This is a genomic window from Luteibacter sp. UNCMF331Sha3.1, from assembly GCF_900109915.1.
Classification (GTDB): domain Bacteria; phylum Pseudomonadota; class Gammaproteobacteria; order Xanthomonadales; family Rhodanobacteraceae; genus Luteibacter.
On record NZ_FOBU01000002.1, the window covers coordinates 1,301,401 to 1,319,945 of the forward strand.

The window sequence follows — 18,545 nt, forward strand, 5'->3', positions numbered from 1 at the left end:
CATTGTCGCACGGTCGCCAGGGCGCGGGTTTGAGAACATCGGACATCGCACGGTCGTCCGTCGATGTGACGATTCCGTGACCAGTAAGACCTAAGTCCGCGCCGCACAAGGCGGCGTCGGACTTATCCACACGGTTATGCAGTAAGTTTCCACAGCGCCTGTGGATATCAGCCGACGCTGGCTTCCGAGCGCGTGGCGATGTCGTCGGCGTTGTTCCGCTTGAAGACGTCGCGGGCCGCGTCGCGTTGCTTGCCGTCTTCGGTGTGCACGGAAATCAGGATGTTGCCTTCGCGGATCTTGGCGTCGTAGCGCTTCGCCTCGAACTCCGGAATGCCCATACCGACCAGCGCGCCGAGGATGCCGCCGGTCGCGGTGCCGACAGCGGCGCCGCCCAGCGCTGCCATGATCGGGCCCGCGGCGATGAAAGGGCCGACGCCGGGAATCGCCAGCGCGCCGATGCCCGCCAGCCAGCCGAGACCCGCGCCGAGGCCCAGACCGACGACGCCGCCGGTCGTCGCGCCTTCCGGCGCCTTCGTGTTGTGCTCGTGCGCGAAATCGCGGGTGCCGCGGCGATCGGGCAGCAGCGCGGAGATGTCGTCGCTGAGGAAGCCGGCCTGCTTGAGTTCCAGGACGATGCGCTCGGCCTGTTCCACGGTGCGTGCGGTGCAGTAGATGGATGCGTTCATGATGGGCCTCGGTGGGTCAGTGCTTGATATCGAGCTGGTTTTCGACGTGCGATACGCCGGCGACGCCCTTGACCAGCGCTTCGATGCGCGCTTTTTCGGCGTCGTCCTTCACGGGGCCCCGCAGGGTCACGATGCCCTTGGTGGCGATGAACTTGACGTTCTGACCCATCGTCGAGAGCGCGTCGTCGGCCACGATGGCCTTGCGCACGGCGGCGGCGAGGCGGATGTCCTCGGCGTTGTTCGGCTGGTCCATCGGTGTAGCGCTCTCGGCGTGCCGGTCGCGCTGGTTGATGGCGGTGTTGTCGACCTTGGTCGTGTCCTGCGCCATGGCGGGGACCGCGACGGCAAGGCCGAGCAGGAAGAGGGCGGGGACGCTTCGGTTCACGGTGGTGTCTCGGTGTCTGCGACGAAGCGCAGTACGCCGGGAGGGCCGTGAACCGGTGGTGCAGGGGGTGCGACGGCCCGTTCGCGTGACCGGCTGGCCGCTGAAGCGAGGTGCGTCAGCCCGCGGGCGCGGCGCGGAACGTCACGACGAGTACATCGCGGTGGGACGCCTTGCCGGCGTCGATCGGCGTTACCGGTGTCACGCCGTGGAAGACGCGCGGGTCATGGATCAGTGCCGCGTCGAACGGGTGCTCCAGCGTGAACTCACCGAGCGACCTGCCGTCGGGCGAATGGATCGTGGTGGTCCCGCTGGCGATGTTCTCCCGGTCGACGAGCAGCACCAGCACGTAGTCGACACCGTCGCGATGGCTCCCTTCCGGCGTAGGTTCACCGGCGGCACCGGCGGTCGCCTCGATGCGGAACTGGTGCACCTCGATGTGCCAGTGCGCGATCTCTGGCGACAGACCGCCGAAGAAGTCGCGGCAGTAGTCGAGGATGGCCATCATCGTCGGGCCGGTGGCGATCTCCGGCAGCACTGGTTCGAACCAGCGCTCGATGTCGCCCTGCAGCGCGTTGTAGGCCAGCGTCTGGTAGTGCGCCTGGTGCTTCCGCGGTTCGACGTGACCGAATCGGGTACCCGCGTAGGTGGCGTGGCGGCGCCGGCGGAACCGGCCCGTGGCGGCCAGGTAGGTGTCGGGCTCCAGCGCGTTCCAGCTCGCGGTGAATGCCGCAAGGTCGGTCAGGGGGCCGACGTGTTCGACAAGTCCGCGCATCGCGTCGCCATGCACGAAGGCGAAGCCCTCTCGGTCGACCTGATCGTGGAGGGCGGTGTCGTACGGCTCGGCGGATGCGTTCATCCGGGGAGTATACGACCGCGCCGGGCGTGGGACGGCGCACGTTCACTCCGCCCATGCGGGCGAGAGCCCACAACGGTCCGACATCGTGGAGGGTATCGCGTCATGAACGAATGGTTCGAACTGTCGGAGCCGTGGTGGCACTTCGCCGGCCGCGGCGTCCTGACCTATCTCGGTCTGCTGGCCCTCATGCGGCTGGCGGGAAAACGCAGCTTCGGGGAAATGTCGGCCTTCGACGTGCTGGTACTGGTACTCGCCGGCGGCACGCTGCGCACCGCCATCATCGGGGACGATCACAGCTACCTCGGCGCCTTCATCGGCGTGGCGAGCATTCTCGTGACGAACCGCGTCCTCGCATGGTTCTGCACGCGCAGCCCGCGCTTCAACCGGGTGGTGGAAGGCATGCCTGCGATCCTCGTGCGCGATGGCCGGCGTGACGCGGTCGAGCTGCGCCGCCAGGACATACCGGAGGCCGCCTTCAACCGGGCACTGCACGCGGCGGGCATGGAGCACGAGGGCAGCGTGGTGATCGCGCGGCTGGAGCCGAACGGCAAGATCACGTTCATCCGCCAGGACGAGGCGTTGCAGGGTCGCGGCGGCTGACGGCGCTCAGGGCACGCTGACCGGCTGCGGCTTGTCCAGCGCGGCGACCAGCGAGCCGTCGCGATCGTAGACGTCGGGCTTGTAGGCGAGCTTGCCGTTCTCGCCGACGTCGACCGTCCAGTAGGCGAGGAGGACGGGCACGGCCGTCGGCAGCGTGACGTTCTGCGTTTTCTTCGCAGCGATGCGCTCGTCGATCGCGCTCCGGTTCCATTTCTGGGCGTCGTTGAAGAGGAGTTCCACGAGCTCCAGCGGACGCTCGACCCGGATGCATCCGGAGCTGGTGTCGCGCTTCGCCTTCTCGAAGAGTTCCTGATGCGGCGTGTCGTGCAGGTACACCGCGAACGAGTTCGGAAAGCGGATGACCACCTGACCGAGCGAATTGCCCGGACCGGCGTCCTGCCGCAGCGTGATGCCGCGCGGGCTGGACCAGTTCACGCGGGACGGCGAGATCGTGTTGCCGCTGCTGTCCAGCACCCGGATGCGGTTGTTGGCGAGGTACGACGGGTTGCGGCGAACCTTCGGCAGCACGTCGTTCTTGAGGATCGTCGGCGGGATCGTCCACGTGGGATTGAACGTGACGTAGGTGATCTGCGAGCGGAAGATCGGCGTGCTTCGGTAGGGCTTGCCCACCTGCACGCGCGACGTCCACACGGGCTGGCCGTCGCGGTAGTAGCTGATCTTGTAGCCGGCCACGTCGACGACCACGAAGGTGCCCTGCAGGGAATGCAGCAACCAACGCGCGCGTTCGAGGTTGGCGCGTACCTGCGCGATGCGCGTGGCGATCGGCACGTTCAGCGCGACGAGCGTTTCGGTGCCCACGCTACCGTCGGCCTCGAGGTACTGGTCGGCCTGGAACCGCTTCACCGCGTCGGTCAGCGGATTGTCGAAGCGGTCGCCAATGGCGAGGGTCGGGTCCAGGTACCCGCCGGCGACGAGGCGGGCACGAAGCATGCCGACGCGCGGATCCACCATGCCGGCTTTCAGCGACGGACCCTCCGGGACGGCGGGCCAGCCGCCTTGCGCCGCGGTGGCCCGCAATGCGGCAAGCGCGTCGCGGAGGCGCGCATACAGCGGGTTCTGCGGCCGGGCCATGGCGAACGCCTGGTCGATGCTCCGCTCGTCGATCGAGGTCTGCAGCATGGACATGCCCTGCGCGGGATCGATCGCGGCCGGGTCGAAGTTCCACGTCGGATCGAGGCGAACGGGATCGACCTTGCCACGCGCGAGCTGCACGAGGGCGGTGATGTAGGCGCTGGTCGCGGCGATCTCGAACTCCGCATGCGCGACCGGATCGGAAGACTGCGGCACGCGATCGTTCACCGCCGCGGTCAGTTCCGAGAGGTGGTAGTCCTCGGGCAGCAGGCCGTCTCCCTCGACGGAGGCGAGGCCCCCCAGCAGCTGGCGAACGTTGGCCTCGTCGGACCACGCGGGCGCGTAATGGCGCTGGACGTAGAAATCGGCGACGGCGCGTCCGAGCGCGGCGTCGGCGCGGGGAAGGGGGCCGCCATCGATGGGCGTCATCTGCTGGAGCCGCCCGAAGATCGCCTGTGCAAGAGGATCCTCGGACGACGGGGGTGCCAGAGCGACGGTGGCGGTCGTCGCCGGCTCGGCCACGACGATGGGCGGCGGCGCGGCGGCGGAGGCGGCCGAAGGGATGGTCTGCTGAGCCGTCGCGGCCTGGCTGGCGACGATCATGGCGAGGCAGACGGGAATGCGAAGCAGCCTCGATTCCATAGTCATTGGCTATCATTTCCTTAATTATTACGAGCTTTCTTAATGCTTCACATATATGAATGGCTCAGATGTGACGACGTTGTGGTCAATAAATGATCAGCACGTTACGATGCCGGCCTACCTTTTTTGGCTGGTGGCATGATTCGATCGCTTCGCACGCTTCTCGCGTCCGCGCCGCTTCTCGGTGCCTCTCTCTTCCTCCCCTCTCTCGCCCACGCGTCCGACTCGCTCGGTGACGCGCTCGCGCGCCTGGCGCCCGCCGCCGATCCCAAGGTGATCAGCCTGGCCGTCGAAGCTGCCGAATGCGCGCAGACGCAGAGTGGGCAGCCGTCGAATCGTCTGGCCGTCATCGATTACAGCAAGCCGTCGTCGCAGCCGCGGCTTTGGGTGTTCGACACGGTGAACCGCAAGCTGCTGTTCCAGGAGCTGGTGGCGCACGGCAAGAACAGCGGCGACGCCAACGCGACGCGATTCTCCAACGCGCCGGAGAGTCTCGCATCCAGCATAGGCCTCTTCCGCACGTCGGACACGTACAACGGAAAGAACGGGTATTCCCTGCGGATGAACGGTCTCGAGCCGGGCGTGAACGACCAGGCGCTGGCGCGTGCGATCGTGATCCACGGTGCCGCCTACGTGAACGATGCGATGGCGAAGGTCGCCGGCCGCATCGGTCGCAGCTGGGGTTGTCCCGCCGTCCGCACCGCGATCGCACACAAGCTGATCGACGCGCTGAAGGGTGGCCAGATGGTGTTCTCGTATTACCCGGACAAGAAGTGGCTCGCGTCGTCGAACTACCTCAAATGCTCCACCGGCCAGCTGGCGAAGGCCGAAGCCAACACCGTCGCCCGGGCGGGCGGCTGATCGGGCCGCGCCTCTCGCGCTAGAATCCCCGGACCTATACCGTGGAATCCAGCATGAAACACGTTCTTGCGATCGCCGCCTGCACCGTCCTCGCCGGGTGCGCCACCAGCGGCATGACCGACACCCTGCCCAAGCTCAGCAGTAAGACGGGCAAGAGCGTGACGGCCTATGTGCAGTGCGTGGAGCCGAAGTGGCAGGCGCTCTCCAAGAGCGCGAAGGGCGACGCGAAGGACGAGTCCGGTCGCGTCACCGCCAACGACGACGGCAAGCACGAGCGTCTCGACGTGACGGCCAGTGGCCCGGGCGCCCAGGTCGTGATGTACGAAATCCAGAAAGTGAAGGGCGGCGAGTACGACGACCGCTATCGCAGCGAAGCTATTTCCTGCCTCTGACATCCCCTGCGACGGCAAGACCTCGGGAACTGTGACCGGTGTCGCTTACCGCGCGCCGGTTCTGCGGCATACATCGGCGCGAAGGGCCTGTGTGCCGGGTCCGGGGTGGAGGGACGCATGGAATCGTTGCGGTACCAGCGGACACGTGGCCAGCAGGCCACCTATCTCGTCGAATACGGCCCCGAGGGCTACCAGATCAGTCGTGACGGGCGTCTGCGACGCGCCCGGGACCTCGGGCCGGCCTGTCAGGCCATGGGCCGCTGGGAGCGAAAGCGCGTGGCGCGCCAGTTCGCCATCGAGGATATCGAAAAGCTGATCGGGATGGACGAGTAACGCCGTCAGGGCGTCGGACGCACGGTGCGTGCCTGTTCGATCGCGCTCAGCAACGCGGCGCGGTCGAACGGCTTCTCGAGGAAGACCGCCGCAGGCGGAAACGGCCCCAGATCCTGGGGCAGGCGGCTGGAGACGATGACTATCGCCGTGCCGGGCCGCTCGCGCAGGGCGGACTGCAGCAGCGCGCCGCCGCGGCGCTCGCCGGGGCGATGATCCGCGTGGATGATCATCAACGACAGATCCGGCAAATCCTTCAGCCTTTTCTTGGCTTCGCGATACGTCACGGTGGGATGCGTCACGTAGCCTTCGAATTCCAGCACCGTCGCGATCGTTTCCGCGACGAGTTGCGCCCGGTCGTAGACGAGCACGGAGGGCTTGCTGGGAGAGGCCGGATTCATGCGCGCAGCATAGCGATTCCTGGAGCCTTGCGGTGGGTTATTCGGCGGGCCGGGCGGGGGGCCAGTCGGCATTGATGTCCTTCATCTTCGCGATCAGCTCCTGCACCTCCTGATTGCGGTCCGCGATGCGCTTTTCCTCGGCCGCCTTCTGGGCCGCGTAGTCCTGGTTCGTGCCCTGTACGGCCTCGTGCACCAGGAGGCAGGTCTCCTGCGCATGAGCCGCGCGGGTGTGGAAACCGAGGCGGTCGGCGAGGATTTCCATCTTCAGGCCGGGGTGACTCTGTTCCAGGGCCCGCGCACGGACGAGGAAGAACTGTTGCCAGTCCCGCTCCGGTGCGCCCGAGAGGACCGCTTCTACCCGGGGAATATCGGGGCGATCGAATTGTTCCGTGTCGTTGATGGCTTCGAACGATTCGATGTCGATCCAGTCGCGGCTGGCCATGCGGGTATTCCTTGGAGGGGTTGGCGTCGGCGGCGATTGTTGGCGCGAGCGTGTGCAGGAATAATCAAGCCAGTCGGCGACCCGTCGCTTCACCCTTCCTGCACGGCGCCGCGCCAATGCTTTCACTCCCGCCAAGGAGCTTCCCCATGCGCTATCTCGCCGTTGCCGCCATCGTCCTGCTCGCAGGCTGCGCCACCCAGAACGATCGTCACGTCGGCATCCACGATGTGCCGTCCAGCACCGTTTTCGCGTTCCAGGACACGGCCGCCGGCGACGGCACGCTCAATATCGTGCGCGATCAGGGCCTGTGGGGCGCGGGTTGCTCGAGCGCGATCTACGTCGACGACAAGGTCGTGGCGGACATGGAGATCGGTCAGCAGCTGGTGCTCCGTGTGCCCGCCGGTACGCGAAAGCTGGGCGTGATGCCGCATGGCGCGTGCAGCAGCGACCGCGTGGACGTCGACGCCAGCGTGCAGCAGGGCGAAACGATGAACTTCACGATCCCCGCCAGTGGCGAGGGACTATCTGCACAAACGGCAGCGAAGAGCTGACCTGCTTGCCGAAGTCGCGGCGACAGCGTAAGAGTCGAAGCGTCGCCGCCTCAATGGCAGAAGGGAGCGAAGACGTGCATCGCCGCATCGTTGGCCAGTATTCCGTGGAAGTCCGCACGCTCAGAACGTCCATGGGCGCCTGGAAGGCCGCGTACATCGTCGAGCCCGCGCTCCATGCCGGGCCGCACGACTTCGTGATGATCACGCTGCTCGAGGATTTCGACGCCGAGCGTAAAGCGGTGGACGCCGCGATGGAAAAAGGCAGCCGTCACGCCGAATGGCTCGCCGACGCGCGCAGCGCCTATTCGGGGTGACGTGACCACCGCGGCCACTCCGTCGTGACGCGTTCGCGACGGCGCGGCACCTAGCGTCGTGTCGACGGAGGCCAAGGGGGCCTTCCCCCCGGAGCGACCCCACTTGCCGCACACGATCCTCTACGTACCTTTCAACGCGTCGTCCCGAGGCCAGTGGACCCTGCGACGGAACGCGGACCTCGTCGGCCAGTTTCCGACCCGCGACGAGGCGATGCGCCACGCGCTGGCGCTCACGGCCGCCCTCCGCACTCAGCAAGGCCAGGCGGTCGACATCAAGGTGGAGGACGAATCGGGGCTGTGGCACGTGACCGACGGGAGCGCCGACCGCTGAGCCATCGCGGCGGTCGCAGGATGTGAGACGACCGCGGGGCATAACGGGCGCCCCTCACTTTCCCCGGATCCGCGATGGCCGCCTACCTCAAAGCACTCCGGTCCACCGAGTCCGACGCGGTCCTCGCCACCCATCACGACGGCCGCACACTGGCCAGCCGGCTGACCGACAAGTACGGCGATCGCGTGTGCTCGGCGTTTACCGTCTTTGGCCGTGAGGGCCTCTTCGCGCCGCTGCCGGACGACCTGCCGCCGGCACTCGCGAGCGCGCTCACTGCGCGGGGTATCGACCGGCTCTACAGTCATCAGCAGGAGGCCTGGGAGGCCGCGCGCGCCGGAAAGCACGTGCTCGTCGCGACCCCGACGGCGTCCGGCAAGACGCTCTGCTACACGATGCCGGTGCTGTCGTCCGTGCTAGAAGCGGGCGCGAAGGCGCTGTATCTTTTTCCCACGAAGGCCCTGGCGCAGGATCAGGTCGCGGAGCTGCTCGACATCAACCGGGCGGGCGATCTGGGCGTCAAGGCGTTCACGTTCGATGGCGACACGCCGGGCGACGCACGCCAGGCGATCCGCCTGCATGGCGACGTGGTGGTCAGCAATCCCGACATGCTCCACCAGGCGATCCTGCCGCACCACACCAAGTGGGCGCAGTTCTTCGAGAACCTCCGCTACGTGGTGATCGACGAGATCCACACCTATCGCGGTGTGTTCGGCTCGCACCTCGCCAACGTGCTGCGCCGGCTCAGGCGCATCTGCGCGTTCTACGGGGTGACGCCGCAGTTCGTGCTCTGCTCCGCCACCATCGGCAACGCCACGGAACACGCGCAGGCGCTCATCGAGGACGAGGTGGTCACGGTAAGCCAGAGCGGCGCACCCAGCGGCGACAAGCACGTGCTGCTGTGGAACCCGCCCGTGGTGAATCCCGACCTCGGCCTTCGGGCGTCCGCCCGTTCGCAGACGAACCTCATCGCGCGCGTGGCGATCAAGGCGAAGATGAAGACCCTCGTGTTCGCGCAGTCGCGCCTGATGGTCGAGGTACTGACGAAATACCTGAAGGACGTGTTCGACCACGACACCCGCAAGCCCGCGCGCATCCGCGCGTACCGTGGCGGTTACCTGCCCACGGAGCGTCGCGAGGTGGAGCGGCAGATACGGGCCGGTTCGGTAGACGGCATCGTGTCCACGTCGGCGCTGGAACTGGGCGTCGACATCGGCAGCCTCGATGCCGTCGTGCTCAATGGCTACCCGGGCTCCATCGCCGCCACATGGCAGCGCTTCGGGCGTGCCGGCCGCCGGCAGCAGCCGTCGCTCGGCGTGCTGGTGGCGACGAGCGCGCCGCTCGACCAGTACCTCATGCGGCACCCGACGTTCCTCACGGAGGCCAGTCCCGAACATGCCCGGATCCAGCCCGACCAGCCGCTGATCCTGCTGGACCACATCCGCTGCGCGGCGTTCGAGCTCCCGTTCCTCGCGGGGGACCGGTTCGGGCCCGACGACGCCGAGCCGTTCCTCCAGGTGCTCGCCGAATCCGAGGTGCTGCACCGGGAAGGCGATCGCTGGGAATGGATCGCCGACAGCTACCCTGCCAACGCGGTGAGCCTGCGCTCGGTGGCCGATGGCAATTTCGTCGTCGTGGACCGCACGCAGGGCCGGCAGACGATCATCGCGGAAGTGGATTACTCCGCCGCGGCGCTCACGCTGTACGAAGGTGCGATCCACATGATCCAGTCGGTACCGTACCAGGTGGAGCGGCTGGACTGGGACGGCCGCAAGGCGTACTGCACGCGCACGCACGTCGACTACTACACCGACGCCATCGACTACACGAAGCTCAAGGAGCTGGAGTGCTTCGATGGGCGCAAGGCCGGCGAAGGCAGCGCCCGGCACGGCGAAGTGCACGTCGTGCGGCGCGTGTCCGGCTACAAGAAGATCCGCTACTACACGCACGAGAACATCGGCTACGGTCCGGTGAATCTGCCGGACCAGGAGCTGCATTCGACGGCCGTGTGGTGGCAGTTGCCGCAAACGGTGCTCGACGAAGCCTTCCGCTCGCGCCAGCACGCGCTCGACGGTTTTCTGGGGGCGGCCTACGCGCTGCACACCGCCGCGATCGTCGCGGTAATGGCCGAGGCCCGCGACCTGCAGAAGGCGGTGGGCTCGGGCGACGGGGGCTGGTCGGCACAGGTGGACGCGTCGGGTCGCGGGCAGATCCGCGCGCCGGACGGCGGGCTCGCGCTGGCCGACACGCTCGAGCGCTTCCTGCCCACGGTGTACCTCTACGACAACTTCCCCGGCGGCGTGGGTCTTAGCGAGCCGTTGTTCCAGCGCGCGCCGGAACTGCTGCGCCACGCCCTGGCGACCATCGAAGGTTGTGCGTGCAAGGCCGGCTGCCCCGGTTGCGTCGGACCCGTGCTCGCCGCCGACGAAGGTCGCGAGGACACGCCCCGTGCGCTCGCGATGCGCGTGCTGACCCTTCTCGGCGCCACCGCATGAGCGATCTGGCGTCGCGACTCGCCGCCCTGCGCCGGCAGGCGGGTGCGCCCGTGCCTACGACGCCGGTGGTCACGCCGGCAGCGTCGACGAGCGGAGAGGCCACGGCCGCGCGTCTCGCCGCGCTCCGTCGCATGGCCGGCGTGCGCGATCGTATCGCCCAGCCGCGCGCGCCGCTGCGCACGTTCACGCGCGATGTGCCGGGCGAAGAGGTCTCGCCCGGCCTGCGTTACCTCGAGCAGCGTTTCGCGCTGCCCTGTGCGCCGTCCGAGCTCGACCTGTCGTTCGCGAAGATGACCACGGCGCGGCGCGAACATCTGCTGCATTTCGATACGGAGACCACGGGCCTCGCGGGAGGGACTGGCACCCGCGCCTTCATGATCGGCGCGGCGGATTGGCACGGCGACGCGCTTCGCGTGCGCCAGCTCTACATGACCACGATGGCTGCCGAGACGGCGATGCTTCGTGCGTTCGCCACGTGGATCCATGGCGACACGGTGCTCGTCAGCTACAACGGCAAGTCGTACGACGCGCCGCTGCTCGCCACGCGTTACCGGCTCGCGCGCATGGCGAATCCGCTCGCCGGCCTGCCGCACGTCGATCTGCTACATCCGATGCGGCGCCGGTATCGCCAGGTCTGGGAGAACTGCAGGATGCAGACGGCCGAGCGGCGGCTGCTGCGCATCGTGCGTGAGGACGATCTGCCGGGCTCGGAGGCGCCGCGCGCGTGGCTCACATATCTGCGGGGCGGTGCGTCGACGGACCTCGTCCGCGTGGCCGAGCACAACCTGCAGGATGTGCGCAGCCTCAGCGGATTGCTGGTCGAAGCCCATGGATGGGCGGCGCTCGACGCGGTTTCGCCGGGCGGTGACGAAAAATAGACGTCGCGCCGCGCAGGCTCCCGGGTATGGCCATGAGGAATCCGATCATGAGCGACGAAGAACAGAAATCCTGCGATCACGACGGTTGTGGCTGCAGGGTCGCGCTGAACCAGGCCTTCTGCAGCGTCAGCTGCCAGATGGCGTCCGAAAGCCAGATGGTCGGTGGCGTCTGCGAATGCGGTCACGCCGCGTGCCAGCAGCGGCAATAGACGGAGCAGGACGATGACGAACGACGACAAGCAGGAAACGCCGGGTTACCGCGAGGACAATCCGAAACCGTCCCATGGGAAACCGAAAATACCGGGCGAAGGGCATCCGCAGGAATCGCAGAACATGCCCAACGAGAAGCCGGGCAAGCAGAACTCGCCCTGATAAAGCGCACGGGTGGGAGCCAGCCTGCTGGCGAAGGGGACTTATCGCGAGCACCCTTCGCCAGCAGGCTGGCTCCCACCAGGGGCGGGGAAAAAGAGGCCGCGCATCGCGCGGCCTCTCGTTGTTACGCCGCCTTGCGGATCAGGCCACCGATGCTGGCCATCGCGGAACCGACCGCGTTGGTCTTGTGGTCGTCGCTCATCGCGATGCCCTCGGCGCGGACGAACTCGATGTCCGTGACGCCGAGGAATCCGAACATGGCGCGCAGGTACGGTTCCTGGAAGTCCATGCTGGCCGCCGGGCCCTCGGTGTAGACGCCGCCGCGCGACGAGGCGATGACGACGCGCTTGCCGCCGGCGAGGCCCTGCGGGCCCGCCGAGGTGTAGCTGAACGTCTTGCCGGCCACGGCGATGCGATCGATCCAGGCCTTGAGGGTGCTGCTGACGCTGAAGTTGTACATCGGGGCACCAATGACCACCACGTCGGCGGCGAGGAACTCGTCCATCACCTTCGCGGCCTCGATATCCGTCGGATTGTCGTCGCCGACCGGCATCGACCACGGGGCGAGCGGGTTCGCATGCAGGTCGCGGTAGGTGACTTCGGCACCCGGGTGGCTCTGGACGAACTCGGCCACGATCGCCGCGGTCAGGCCACGGGTGACGGAGTAGGTGCCCAGGGCGCTCGCGTCGATATGCAGGACTTTCATGGACTTTTCCTCGGAATGGGGCCGGCTCTCGGGAGCGGCATGGGAGGAACGATACGCCGCAGACAATCCCGTGATTAGTCCGCTTGGAGTAGACTGATTGTTTCGCAGAAGAAACGACGGGAGCCTCCGATGGAAGGCGCGTTGCAGGACCTCAACGATCTGTACTTTTTCGCCTCGGTCGTGGAACACGGCGGGTTCTCGGCGGCCGGCAGGGCCCTCGGCATCCCGAAGTCGCGCCTTAGCAAGCGCATCGCCCAGCTCGAGGAACGGCTCGGGGTGCGGTTGCTGCAGCGGACGACCCGGCGTTTCGTGGTCACGGAAATCGGCGAGCGCTTCTACCAGCATTGCCGTGCGGTGCTCGAAGAGGCCCGCGCCGCTCAGGATGCCGTCGACGAGTTGAGAACCGAGCCGCGCGGCGTGGTCCGCGTGAGCTGTCCGATCTCCATCGCGCAGAACGTCCTTGGTCCGATGCTTCCGGCCTTCATGCTCGAACACCCGAAGGTGCAGATCCGCATGACCGCCACGAACCGGCGCGTGGACCTGATCGGGGAGGGATACGACGTGGCCATCCGTGTCCGCGAAAAGCTTGATACGGACGCCACGCTCGTCCTGCGCAGCATCGGCTACGCGCGCAGTCTGCTGGTGGCGAGCCCCAAATTTCTCGATGCCCACGGCCGCCCGAAGACCCTGGACGAGCTCGCGGCCCTGCCGGCGCTGTCGATGTACGAGCACGAAGGCGCGCAGGTGTGGGAGCTGGTCGACCCGAGCGGCAAGAAGGCCGCCGTCGAGGTGAAGCCGAGGCTGGTCAGCGGGGATTTCACGGTGCTGATCTCCGCGGCCGTGCAGTGCTGCGGCGTGGCACTGCTGCCCGAAGATTATTGCGCCCCGCTGCTCTCGACCGGCGATCTGGAATGGGTGCTACCGGAGTACACGACGGCCCAGGGCACGCTGCATTTCGTGTACCCCAGTCGCCGTGGCCTGCTGCCGGCCGTGCGCAGCTTCGTGGATTTCCTCGCCGAACGGCTGCCGAAGGCCCAGGCCGAGTTCCACAAGGACTGCAAGAGGCTGGCCGACCATCCGGAGCAGGCCGGGGCGATCCGCCTGGCCCGCATGATAGGATCGGAGCCTTCGACGGCGTTTGGCCGTCCAAACGAATAAGGGCACGCGATGCAGCTCGAAACCAAGCTTCCCAAGGTCGGCACCACCATCTTCAGCGTCATGAGCCAGCTGGCCATGGAGCACAGGGCGGTGAACCTGGGGCAGGGCTTTCCCGATTTCGAACCGCCGGCTCCGTTGCGCGAGGCGATCACGCGGGCGATGGCCGAGGGCAAGAACCAGTACGCGCCCGGCGTGGGCATCCCGAAGCTGCGCGAGCAGATCGCGCTGAAGACCGAGCGCCTGTACGGCCACCGCGTGAGCCCCGACACCGAGGTGACGGTGACCTCCGGCGCCACCGAGGCCCTGTTCTCGGCCATCGCCGCCGTGGTGCGCGCCGGCGACGAAGTGATCGTGTTCGATCCGTGCTACGACAGCTACGAGCCCGCGATCGAACTCCAGGGGGCCACCGCGGTGCACCTGCCGCTGACGCTGCCCTCGTTCGCCATCGACTGGCAGCGCGTCCGCGACGCGATCACGCCGAAGACGCGCATGATCCTGGTCAACTCGCCGCACAATCCGTCGGGGGCCGTCCTGTCGCGCGCCGATCTCGACGAACTCGCGGCCATCGTGCGCGACACTCCGATCGTGGTGCTCTCGGACGAGGTCTACGAGCACATCGTGTTCGACGGCGCCGAGCACCAGAGCGTGCTGCGGCACGAAGAACTGGCGTCGCGCAGTATCGTGGTGTCGTCGTTCGGCAAGACCTACCACTGCACGGGCTGGAAGGTCGGCTACGCCGTGGCGCCCAAGGCGCTCACCGCCGAGTTCCGCAAGGTGCACCAGTACCTCACCTTCTGCACGTTCCATCCCGCGCAGTCGGCGTTCGCCGAATTCCTCGAATCGTCGCCGGAACACTATCTGGAGCTACCGGCGTTCTACCAGGCCAAGCGCGACCGTTTCCGCGCGCTCATCGCGCCATCGCGGCTGACGCTGCTCGACGTGCCGGGCGGATACTTCCAGCTCGTCGATTACAGCGCCATCCGCGACGTCGACGACATCAACTTCAGCGAGTGGCTCGTGCGCGAGGGCGGTGTGGCCGCGATCCCGCTGAGTCCGTTCTACGAGAGCGCACCGGATACCCGGCTGATCCGCCTGTGCTTCGCCAAGAACGACGCGACCATGGAAGCCGCTGCGGAGCTCCTGTGCAAACTCTGACCATCTCGCTCGTACAGGGTGCCACGCGCTGGCACGACGCGCCGGCCAATCGCGACTATTACGGCGCCCTCGTGCGCGGTGCCGCGGCCAGCGACCTGATCGTCCTGCCGGAGACGTTCCTCTCCGGCTTCACCAACGACACGCTGGGCAACGCGGAGACGATGGACGGTCCCAGCGTGGCGTGGATGCGTGCGCTGGCGACCGAAGTGAACGCCACGCTCACCGGCAGCCTCGTGATCCGCGAAGGCGACACGGTGTTCAACCGGCTCCTCTGGGCGTCGCCGGACGGTTCGCTCGCCACGTACGACAAGCGCCACCTGTTCCGCATGGCCGGCGAACATACCCGGTACGGCGGCGGTAACAAGCGACTGGTGGTGGAGTTGAAAGGCTGGCGGATCCTTCCGCAGGTCTGCTACGACCTGCGCTTCCCGGTGTGGCTGCGCAACGGCCGGCGCGAGGAGGCTCCCGGTGGCATGGAGTACGACCTTTCGCTCTTCGTCGCGAACTGGCCGGCGCCGCGTCGCCAGCAATGGCGCACGTTGTTGCGCGCCCGTGCGATCGAGAACCTGGCTTACACGATCGGCCTCAACCGCGTGGGCATCGATGGCAACGATCATCCGTATGCGGGTGACAGCGCGATCATCGACCCGCTCGGCGAGACGCTCGTGGAGCTCGGTCCGCAGGAGCAGGTGGTCACCGTGGCCGTCGATCCCGAGCCACTGAAGGCGCGACGGGAACATTTCCCGGCATGGATGGATGCGGACCGGTTTTCGCTCGATATCTGAGGCGTCAGCGCGAGCCCCTTCGCCAGCAGGCTGGCTCCCACCAGAGCTACAGCCGCCAGCAGGCTGGCTGCCATCAGGGCCACCGTTGCCCCGGTGGGAGCCAGCCTGCTGGCGAAGGGTGCTCGCGGGTCTCTTCCGGCTTAGCGAGCAGCCTTGAATGGCACCGCCGGCCCGATGAGCGCGCCCTTGCGCCACCCGGCCAGCTTGTCCTCGATGCCTGCGCCGATATCGATCTGCGGCTCGGACGGCTCCAGCGACTCGCGCTTCTCCCAGCCGGCGATCGCGCTCCGCGCCTGGCCGAACGCCTCGACGAAATCCGGCGTCGCGTTCAGGCCCTGAGCGAGCCACGCCCGCCCGAAATAGGTGATGTCGGCATCGGCGCCGCAGCCGAACGACGTGCGGTCTTCGCGCGCCGACGTGAGCACGAGGGTGCCGGGGCCACGCAGCTTCGGCACGAAACCGCCCGAGTAGCACGCGTTCACGACGAGCACTTTCCAGGAAAAGGCGTGCTTCTGCAGGATGTCGGCGAGCCCGTCGGGATCGAGCTGATCGAGCGGGATGGGATCCATGTCGACGAGCAGCGAATGGTCGTCGCCGCCGTGGGTGGCGACGTAGAGCAGCAGGATGTCTTCGCGCGGATCCATGACGCGCGCCAGGCCGGCGAGGCCTTCTTCGAGGTTCGTCCAACTCGCGAGCGGCCGCGTGCCCAACGTCGCCGGGTTGTTCTCGAGGACCAGCGTATGGCCGGCGGACCCGAAGCGCTGGGCCATCAGTGTGTCGAGGTATTCCGCCTCGTTGCGGAAAACGTCCTCGGAGCCATCGCCGGCGAACGCGACGGCGTAGACGTTCGGTTTGCCCGGTACGCGCGGCGACAGCCGGCTCACGGCGCGGCGGACCGCATCGGGCTGCGCCGTGAAGACCTGCTCGGGGGTCGGCGCGTCGGCCGGCCACGGGTCGGCATCGGGATCCGGCGCGACCTCGGCCGGCGCCGCGGTGGCGACCGCGGCGGGCGCCTCGACGGCCGTGCGCGCGACCGGTTCCTGCCGGGCCGTGAGAGGCTCCGGTCCGAACCGGAGCAGGGCCAGCGTCAGCAGTACCCCGGTGACGAATGCACCGAGGATGCCGATAGCGGCCCGGCGGCGGGGATCAAGGAACGATCGCATCGAACGTCGCCACGGCAGGATGGCCGTTGTCGCTTAGCGACTGCGGTGGGCGGATCAGCTGCGTGGTGCGCATGCCGGCGGCGCGGGCGGCATCCAGCTCTTCGCGGATGTCGGACAGGAACAGGATCTGCGCCGGCGGCAGGCCGATGGCCTCCGCGATGCGGGCATACGACTCGCGCTCGCGCTTGTGGCCCGTTTCGGTGTCGAAGTAACCGGAGAACAACGGCGTCAGGTCGCCGTTCTCGCTATGGCCGAAGAGGAGCTTCTGCGCGGGCACGGAGCCCGACGAGTACACGTAGAGCGACAGACCGTCGTCGTGCCACGCCTTCAGGCGCGCGGCGACTTCCGGGTACATGTGCGAAACGAACGCCTTCGACGCGTAACCGTCGGCCCAGATCATGCCCTGCAGGGCCTTCAGGGCCGTGGACTTGCGGTCGGCGTCGATCCAGCCGATGAGCAGGTCGATGACCTCGGTGCGCGATGCTTCGACGATGCCGGCTTCCTTCGCGGCCTCGTGGAGCCAGTGCTGCACCTCGGGCTCGTCCCAGTGCGTCTCGACGTAAGCCGGCAAGTGCCGGCGGGCGTACGGAAACAGCACGTCCTTGACGAAGTCGATGGAGCTGGTGGTGCCCTCGATGTCGGTGAGGACGGCGCGGATGTCGGACATGCGGGGGAAGCCTGCGGATCGGGGATATCCGCAGGATAAACGACGGGCGTGCCTTACGAAACGTTCTGCGCCGAGGAATGCGGGCTCATGCGCGGGAAGCGCTCGGCGATGTCCTCGCCCGTGAAGCTGGCGACCCAGCCCTCGGTGTTCGTGAAGAGCCGGATGGCCACGAAGTAGGGCGACTCGCTCATGTCGAACCAATGCGGGGTGCCGTCGGGCACGCCGATGAGGTCGCCCTTTTCGCAGAGCACCTCGTAGACCTTGCCGTCGATGTGCAACGTGAACTGACCGGCACCGGCGACGAAGAAGCGGACCTCGTCCTCGCTGTGCGTGTGCTCGTTCAGGAACTTCTGACGGAACGCGGCGCGATCCGGGTGATCCGGCTTCAGGCTGATGACGTCGACGGACTGGTAACCGTTCTCGCGCATGAGGCGGTCGATGTCCTCGCGGTAGGCCGCGATGACCTCCTCCTGCGTGGCGCCCGGCGCGATCGGCTGGTTGGCCTCCCACTGCTCGAAGCGCACGCCCACCGCGTTCAGGGCCGCGGCGATGGCGGCGTGGTCGTGGTGGATGGCGATGGGGGTTTCGGTATGGGTGTCGTCGTAGATGCGGAGCCGGCTCATGGGGAAAGCCTCCTGAGATCGAGTTCGCAGCCGAGCAGGAACTCCAGGGCTTCGAGATGGCGGCGGGTTTCGGCCATGTCGCGGCCCCAGGTGTAGATGCCGTGCCCGTCGATCAGGTACGCGTACAGCGGCTTGCCGGCGTCGATCCAGGCATCCACCTGCGCTTCCAGGTCGGGCATGTGCTGCGTGTTGGGGAAGACGGGAATGTCGAGCACGCTTTCGTGCGTTGTGTAGCCGGAGATGGCTTTTTGCAACTCCCAGCCCTCCAGATGCACGCGGCCCTCGGCGGCGAACAGGCGCGAGGCGACGCTCTGCGTGCGCGAGTGCGTGTGCAGCACCACGTTGGCCTGCGGGTAGCGGCGGTACACCTGGGTGTGCAGGCCCGTCTCGGCGGACGGCCGGTGGTCGGAACCGACCGCCTTGCCCGCCATGTCGATCAGCATGATGTCGTCGCGACCCAGCCGGCCCTTGTCGCGGCCCGAGATGGTGATCGCGGCATGATCGTCGTCGATCCGCATCGAAAAGTTGCTGCTGGTGGCCGGCGTCCAGCCGAAGGCCGCAAGCTCGCGCGCGGCCTCCGCGATGGCGTCGGCGCACTCGGCGAGGCGTTCTGCGGATACGGGCGTGAGGGTCTTCGACATGGGGATTTGGACGTCCAAACAG

At 67.3% G+C, this 18,545-nt stretch carries 25 protein-coding genes; 14 read left to right on the plus strand and 11 right to left on the minus strand.

Annotation, left to right across the window (positions count from 1 at the left end):
* Positions 1-167: 167 nt before the first annotated feature.
* The 3 genes from BMX32_RS14270 to BMX32_RS14280 all read right to left on the minus strand — a co-directional run bounded on the left by BMX32_RS14270 (position 168) and on the right by BMX32_RS14280 (position 1,927).
* Positions 168-686, minus strand: coding sequence for a hypothetical protein (locus BMX32_RS14270; RefSeq protein WP_029213789.1), 519 nt, complete (start codon positions 684-686; stop codon positions 168-170).
* A gap of 16 nt (positions 687-702) precedes the next feature.
* Positions 703-1,071, minus strand: a complete 369-nt coding sequence (locus BMX32_RS14275; RefSeq protein WP_211664229.1) for a BON domain-containing protein — start codon at positions 1,069-1,071, stop codon at positions 703-705.
* Positions 1,072-1,186: 115 nt separating this feature from the next.
* Positions 1,187-1,927 carry a 2OG-Fe dioxygenase family protein gene (locus BMX32_RS14280; RefSeq protein ID WP_029213791.1) on the minus strand — a complete coding sequence of 247 codons (741 nt, stop codon included), beginning with the start codon at positions 1,925-1,927 and terminating at the stop codon, positions 1,187-1,189.
* A gap of 102 nt (positions 1,928-2,029) precedes the next feature.
* On the opposite strand from BMX32_RS14280, the gene BMX32_RS14285 reads away from it, so the two are divergent.
* Positions 2,030-2,527: a DUF421 domain-containing protein gene (locus BMX32_RS14285; RefSeq protein ID WP_089979737.1), complete on the plus strand. Its 498-nt coding sequence runs from the start codon at positions 2,030-2,032 to the stop codon at positions 2,525-2,527.
* A 6-nt stretch (positions 2,528-2,533) separates the two neighbouring features.
* On the opposite strand, the gene BMX32_RS14290 is transcribed toward BMX32_RS14285, so the two are convergent.
* Entirely contained in the window at positions 2,534-4,267 is a 1,734-nt protein-coding gene (locus tag BMX32_RS14290) for a L,D-transpeptidase family protein (RefSeq protein ID WP_244511534.1), read from the minus strand.
* A gap of 132 nt (positions 4,268-4,399) precedes the next feature.
* Between BMX32_RS14290 and BMX32_RS14295 the strand changes: the two genes are divergently transcribed.
* From BMX32_RS14295 to BMX32_RS14305, 3 genes are all read left to right on the plus strand, one after another.
* Complete coding sequence (locus BMX32_RS14295) at positions 4,400-5,122, plus strand: murein L,D-transpeptidase catalytic domain family protein (protein ID WP_089979739.1); 723 nt, start codon at positions 4,400-4,402, stop codon at positions 5,120-5,122.
* A 53-nt stretch (positions 5,123-5,175) separates the two neighbouring features.
* The gene (locus BMX32_RS14300) at positions 5,176-5,514 is read left to right on the plus strand and encodes a hypothetical protein (RefSeq protein ID WP_089979741.1); all 339 of its coding nucleotides are present in this window, start codon (positions 5,176-5,178) and stop codon (positions 5,512-5,514) included.
* A gap of 117 nt (positions 5,515-5,631) precedes the next feature.
* Entirely contained in the window at positions 5,632-5,847 is a 216-nt protein-coding gene (locus tag BMX32_RS14305) for a hypothetical protein (RefSeq protein WP_029213893.1), read from the plus strand.
* A gap of 5 nt (positions 5,848-5,852) precedes the next feature.
* Here BMX32_RS14305 and BMX32_RS14310 read toward each other — a convergent pair whose 3' ends face one another.
* The gene (locus tag BMX32_RS14310; protein WP_089979742.1) at positions 5,853-6,245 is read right to left on the minus strand and encodes a DNA-binding transcriptional response regulator; all 393 of its coding nucleotides are present in this window, start codon (positions 6,243-6,245) and stop codon (positions 5,853-5,855) included.
* Between the two features lie 37 nt (positions 6,246-6,282).
* Positions 6,283-6,687, minus strand: a complete 405-nt coding sequence (locus tag BMX32_RS14315) for a hypothetical protein (protein ID WP_089979744.1) — start codon at positions 6,685-6,687, stop codon at positions 6,283-6,285.
* 146 nt (positions 6,688-6,833) lie between these two features.
* On the opposite strand from BMX32_RS14315, the gene BMX32_RS14320 reads away from it, so the two are divergent.
* From BMX32_RS14320 to BMX32_RS18700, 7 genes are all read left to right on the plus strand, one after another.
* On the plus strand, positions 6,834-7,238 hold the full coding sequence (locus tag BMX32_RS14320; RefSeq protein WP_029213896.1) for a hypothetical protein: 405 nt from the start codon (positions 6,834-6,836) through the stop codon (positions 7,236-7,238).
* A gap of 74 nt (positions 7,239-7,312) precedes the next feature.
* Positions 7,313-7,552, plus strand: a complete 240-nt coding sequence (locus BMX32_RS14325) for a hypothetical protein (RefSeq protein ID WP_089979746.1) — start codon at positions 7,313-7,315, stop codon at positions 7,550-7,552.
* Positions 7,553-7,655: 103 nt separating this feature from the next.
* Entirely contained in the window at positions 7,656-7,883 is a 228-nt protein-coding gene (locus BMX32_RS14330; RefSeq protein ID WP_089979747.1) for a hypothetical protein, read from the plus strand.
* Positions 7,884-7,957: 74 nt separating this feature from the next.
* Positions 7,958-10,375, plus strand: coding sequence for a DEAD/DEAH box helicase (locus tag BMX32_RS14335; protein WP_089979749.1), 2,418 nt, complete (start codon positions 7,958-7,960; stop codon positions 10,373-10,375).
* Entirely contained in the window at positions 10,372-11,253 is an 882-nt protein-coding gene (locus BMX32_RS14340) for a ribonuclease H-like domain-containing protein (protein WP_089979750.1), read from the plus strand. The genes BMX32_RS14335 and BMX32_RS14340 overlap by 4 nt, the downstream gene beginning before the upstream one ends.
* Positions 11,254-11,300: 47 nt before the next feature.
* Positions 11,301-11,462 carry a hypothetical protein gene (locus BMX32_RS18695; protein WP_170843669.1) on the plus strand — a complete coding sequence of 54 codons (162 nt, stop codon included), beginning with the start codon at positions 11,301-11,303 and terminating at the stop codon, positions 11,460-11,462.
* A gap of 13 nt (positions 11,463-11,475) precedes the next feature.
* On the plus strand, positions 11,476-11,625 hold the full coding sequence (locus BMX32_RS18700) for a hypothetical protein (RefSeq protein ID WP_170843670.1): 150 nt from the start codon (positions 11,476-11,478) through the stop codon (positions 11,623-11,625).
* Positions 11,626-11,749: 124 nt separating this feature from the next.
* On the opposite strand, the gene BMX32_RS14350 is transcribed toward BMX32_RS18700, so the two are convergent.
* Entirely contained in the window at positions 11,750-12,331 is a 582-nt protein-coding gene (locus BMX32_RS14350) for an FMN-dependent NADH-azoreductase (RefSeq protein ID WP_089979752.1), read from the minus strand.
* 129 nt (positions 12,332-12,460) lie between these two features.
* Between BMX32_RS14350 and BMX32_RS14355 the strand changes: the two genes are divergently transcribed.
* Genes BMX32_RS14355 through BMX32_RS14365 form a run of 3 tightly spaced genes read left to right on the plus strand, consistent with a single transcriptional unit; the run spans position 12,461 to position 15,429 of the window.
* The gene (locus BMX32_RS14355) at positions 12,461-13,489 is read left to right on the plus strand and encodes a LysR substrate-binding domain-containing protein (RefSeq protein ID WP_089979754.1); all 1,029 of its coding nucleotides are present in this window, start codon (positions 12,461-12,463) and stop codon (positions 13,487-13,489) included.
* 9 nt (positions 13,490-13,498) lie between these two features.
* Positions 13,499-14,644, plus strand: coding sequence for a pyridoxal phosphate-dependent aminotransferase (locus BMX32_RS14360; RefSeq protein ID WP_089979755.1), 1,146 nt, complete (start codon positions 13,499-13,501; stop codon positions 14,642-14,644).
* Entirely contained in the window at positions 14,632-15,429 is a 798-nt protein-coding gene (locus BMX32_RS14365) for an amidohydrolase (protein WP_029213902.1), read from the plus strand. Before BMX32_RS14360 ends, BMX32_RS14365 begins: the two co-directional genes overlap by 13 nt.
* 140 nt (positions 15,430-15,569) lie before the next feature.
* Here the strand turns inward: BMX32_RS14365 and BMX32_RS14370 are convergent, their stop codons facing one another.
* Genes BMX32_RS14370 through BMX32_RS14385 form a run of 4 tightly spaced genes read right to left on the minus strand, consistent with a single transcriptional unit; the run spans position 15,570 to position 18,523 of the window.
* Positions 15,570-16,592 (minus strand): C13 family peptidase, encoded by a 1,023-nt coding sequence (locus tag BMX32_RS14370; protein WP_089979757.1) that lies wholly within the window; start codon positions 16,590-16,592, stop codon positions 15,570-15,572.
* Positions 16,576-17,259, minus strand: coding sequence for an acireductone synthase (gene mtnC / locus BMX32_RS14375; protein ID WP_089979759.1), 684 nt, complete (start codon positions 17,257-17,259; stop codon positions 16,576-16,578). The genes BMX32_RS14370 and mtnC overlap by 17 nt, the downstream gene beginning before the upstream one ends.
* A 53-nt stretch (positions 17,260-17,312) precedes the next feature.
* Positions 17,313-17,882 (minus strand): 1,2-dihydroxy-3-keto-5-methylthiopentene dioxygenase, encoded by a 570-nt coding sequence (locus BMX32_RS14380; RefSeq protein WP_029213778.1) that lies wholly within the window; start codon positions 17,880-17,882, stop codon positions 17,313-17,315.
* Positions 17,879-18,523: a methylthioribulose 1-phosphate dehydratase gene (locus BMX32_RS14385; protein WP_029213779.1), complete on the minus strand. Its 645-nt coding sequence runs from the start codon at positions 18,521-18,523 to the stop codon at positions 17,879-17,881. Before BMX32_RS14385 ends, BMX32_RS14380 begins: the two co-directional genes overlap by 4 nt.
* Positions 18,524-18,545 lie beyond the last annotated feature (22 nt).

What these genes read in the sequence shown, in the direction of transcription:
- BMX32_RS14280 (WP_029213791.1), bottom strand. Translation starts at nt 1,927, where the DNA reads ATGAACGCATCCGCCGAGCCGTACGACACCGCCCTCCACGATCAGGTC.
- BMX32_RS14320 (WP_029213896.1), top strand. Translation starts at nt 6,834, where the DNA reads ATGCGCTATCTCGCCGTTGCCGCCATCGTCCTGCTCGCAGGCTGCGCC.
- BMX32_RS14380 (WP_029213778.1), bottom strand. Translation starts at nt 17,882, where the DNA reads ATGAGCCGGCTCCGCATCTACGACGACACCCATACCGAAACCCCCATC.
- BMX32_RS14340 (WP_089979750.1), top strand. Translation starts at nt 10,372, where the DNA reads ATGAGCGATCTGGCGTCGCGACTCGCCGCCCTGCGCCGGCAGGCGGGT.
- BMX32_RS14315 (WP_089979744.1), bottom strand. Translation starts at nt 6,687, where the DNA reads ATGGCCAGCCGCGACTGGATCGACATCGAATCGTTCGAAGCCATCAAC.
- BMX32_RS14355 (WP_089979754.1), top strand. Translation starts at nt 12,461, where the DNA reads ATGGAAGGCGCGTTGCAGGACCTCAACGATCTGTACTTTTTCGCCTCG.
- BMX32_RS14370 (WP_089979757.1), bottom strand. Translation starts at nt 16,592, where the DNA reads ATGCGATCGTTCCTTGATCCCCGCCGCCGGGCCGCTATCGGCATCCTC.
- BMX32_RS14385 (WP_029213779.1), bottom strand. Translation starts at nt 18,523, where the DNA reads ATGTCGAAGACCCTCACGCCCGTATCCGCAGAACGCCTCGCCGAGTGC.
- BMX32_RS14310 (WP_089979742.1), bottom strand. Translation starts at nt 6,245, where the DNA reads ATGAATCCGGCCTCTCCCAGCAAGCCCTCCGTGCTCGTCTACGACCGG.
- BMX32_RS14300 (WP_089979741.1), top strand. Translation starts at nt 5,176, where the DNA reads ATGAAACACGTTCTTGCGATCGCCGCCTGCACCGTCCTCGCCGGGTGC.
- BMX32_RS14285 (WP_089979737.1), top strand. Translation starts at nt 2,030, where the DNA reads ATGAACGAATGGTTCGAACTGTCGGAGCCGTGGTGGCACTTCGCCGGC.
- BMX32_RS14295 (WP_089979739.1), top strand. Translation starts at nt 4,400, where the DNA reads ATGATTCGATCGCTTCGCACGCTTCTCGCGTCCGCGCCGCTTCTCGGT.
- mtnC (WP_089979759.1), bottom strand. Translation starts at nt 17,259, where the DNA reads ATGTCCGACATCCGCGCCGTCCTCACCGACATCGAGGGCACCACCAGC.
- BMX32_RS18700 (WP_170843670.1), top strand. Translation starts at nt 11,476, where the DNA reads ATGACGAACGACGACAAGCAGGAAACGCCGGGTTACCGCGAGGACAAT.
- BMX32_RS14270 (WP_029213789.1), bottom strand. Translation starts at nt 686, where the DNA reads ATGAACGCATCCATCTACTGCACCGCACGCACCGTGGAACAGGCCGAG.
- BMX32_RS14360 (WP_089979755.1), top strand. Translation starts at nt 13,499, where the DNA reads ATGCAGCTCGAAACCAAGCTTCCCAAGGTCGGCACCACCATCTTCAGC.
- BMX32_RS14290 (WP_244511534.1), bottom strand. Translation starts at nt 4,267, where the DNA reads ATGACTATGGAATCGAGGCTGCTTCGCATTCCCGTCTGCCTCGCCATG.
- BMX32_RS14305 (WP_029213893.1), top strand. Translation starts at nt 5,632, where the DNA reads ATGGAATCGTTGCGGTACCAGCGGACACGTGGCCAGCAGGCCACCTAT.
- BMX32_RS14335 (WP_089979749.1), top strand. Translation starts at nt 7,958, where the DNA reads ATGGCCGCCTACCTCAAAGCACTCCGGTCCACCGAGTCCGACGCGGTC.
- BMX32_RS18695 (WP_170843669.1), top strand. Translation starts at nt 11,301, where the DNA reads ATGAGCGACGAAGAACAGAAATCCTGCGATCACGACGGTTGTGGCTGC.
- BMX32_RS14350 (WP_089979752.1), bottom strand. Translation starts at nt 12,331, where the DNA reads ATGAAAGTCCTGCATATCGACGCGAGCGCCCTGGGCACCTACTCCGTC.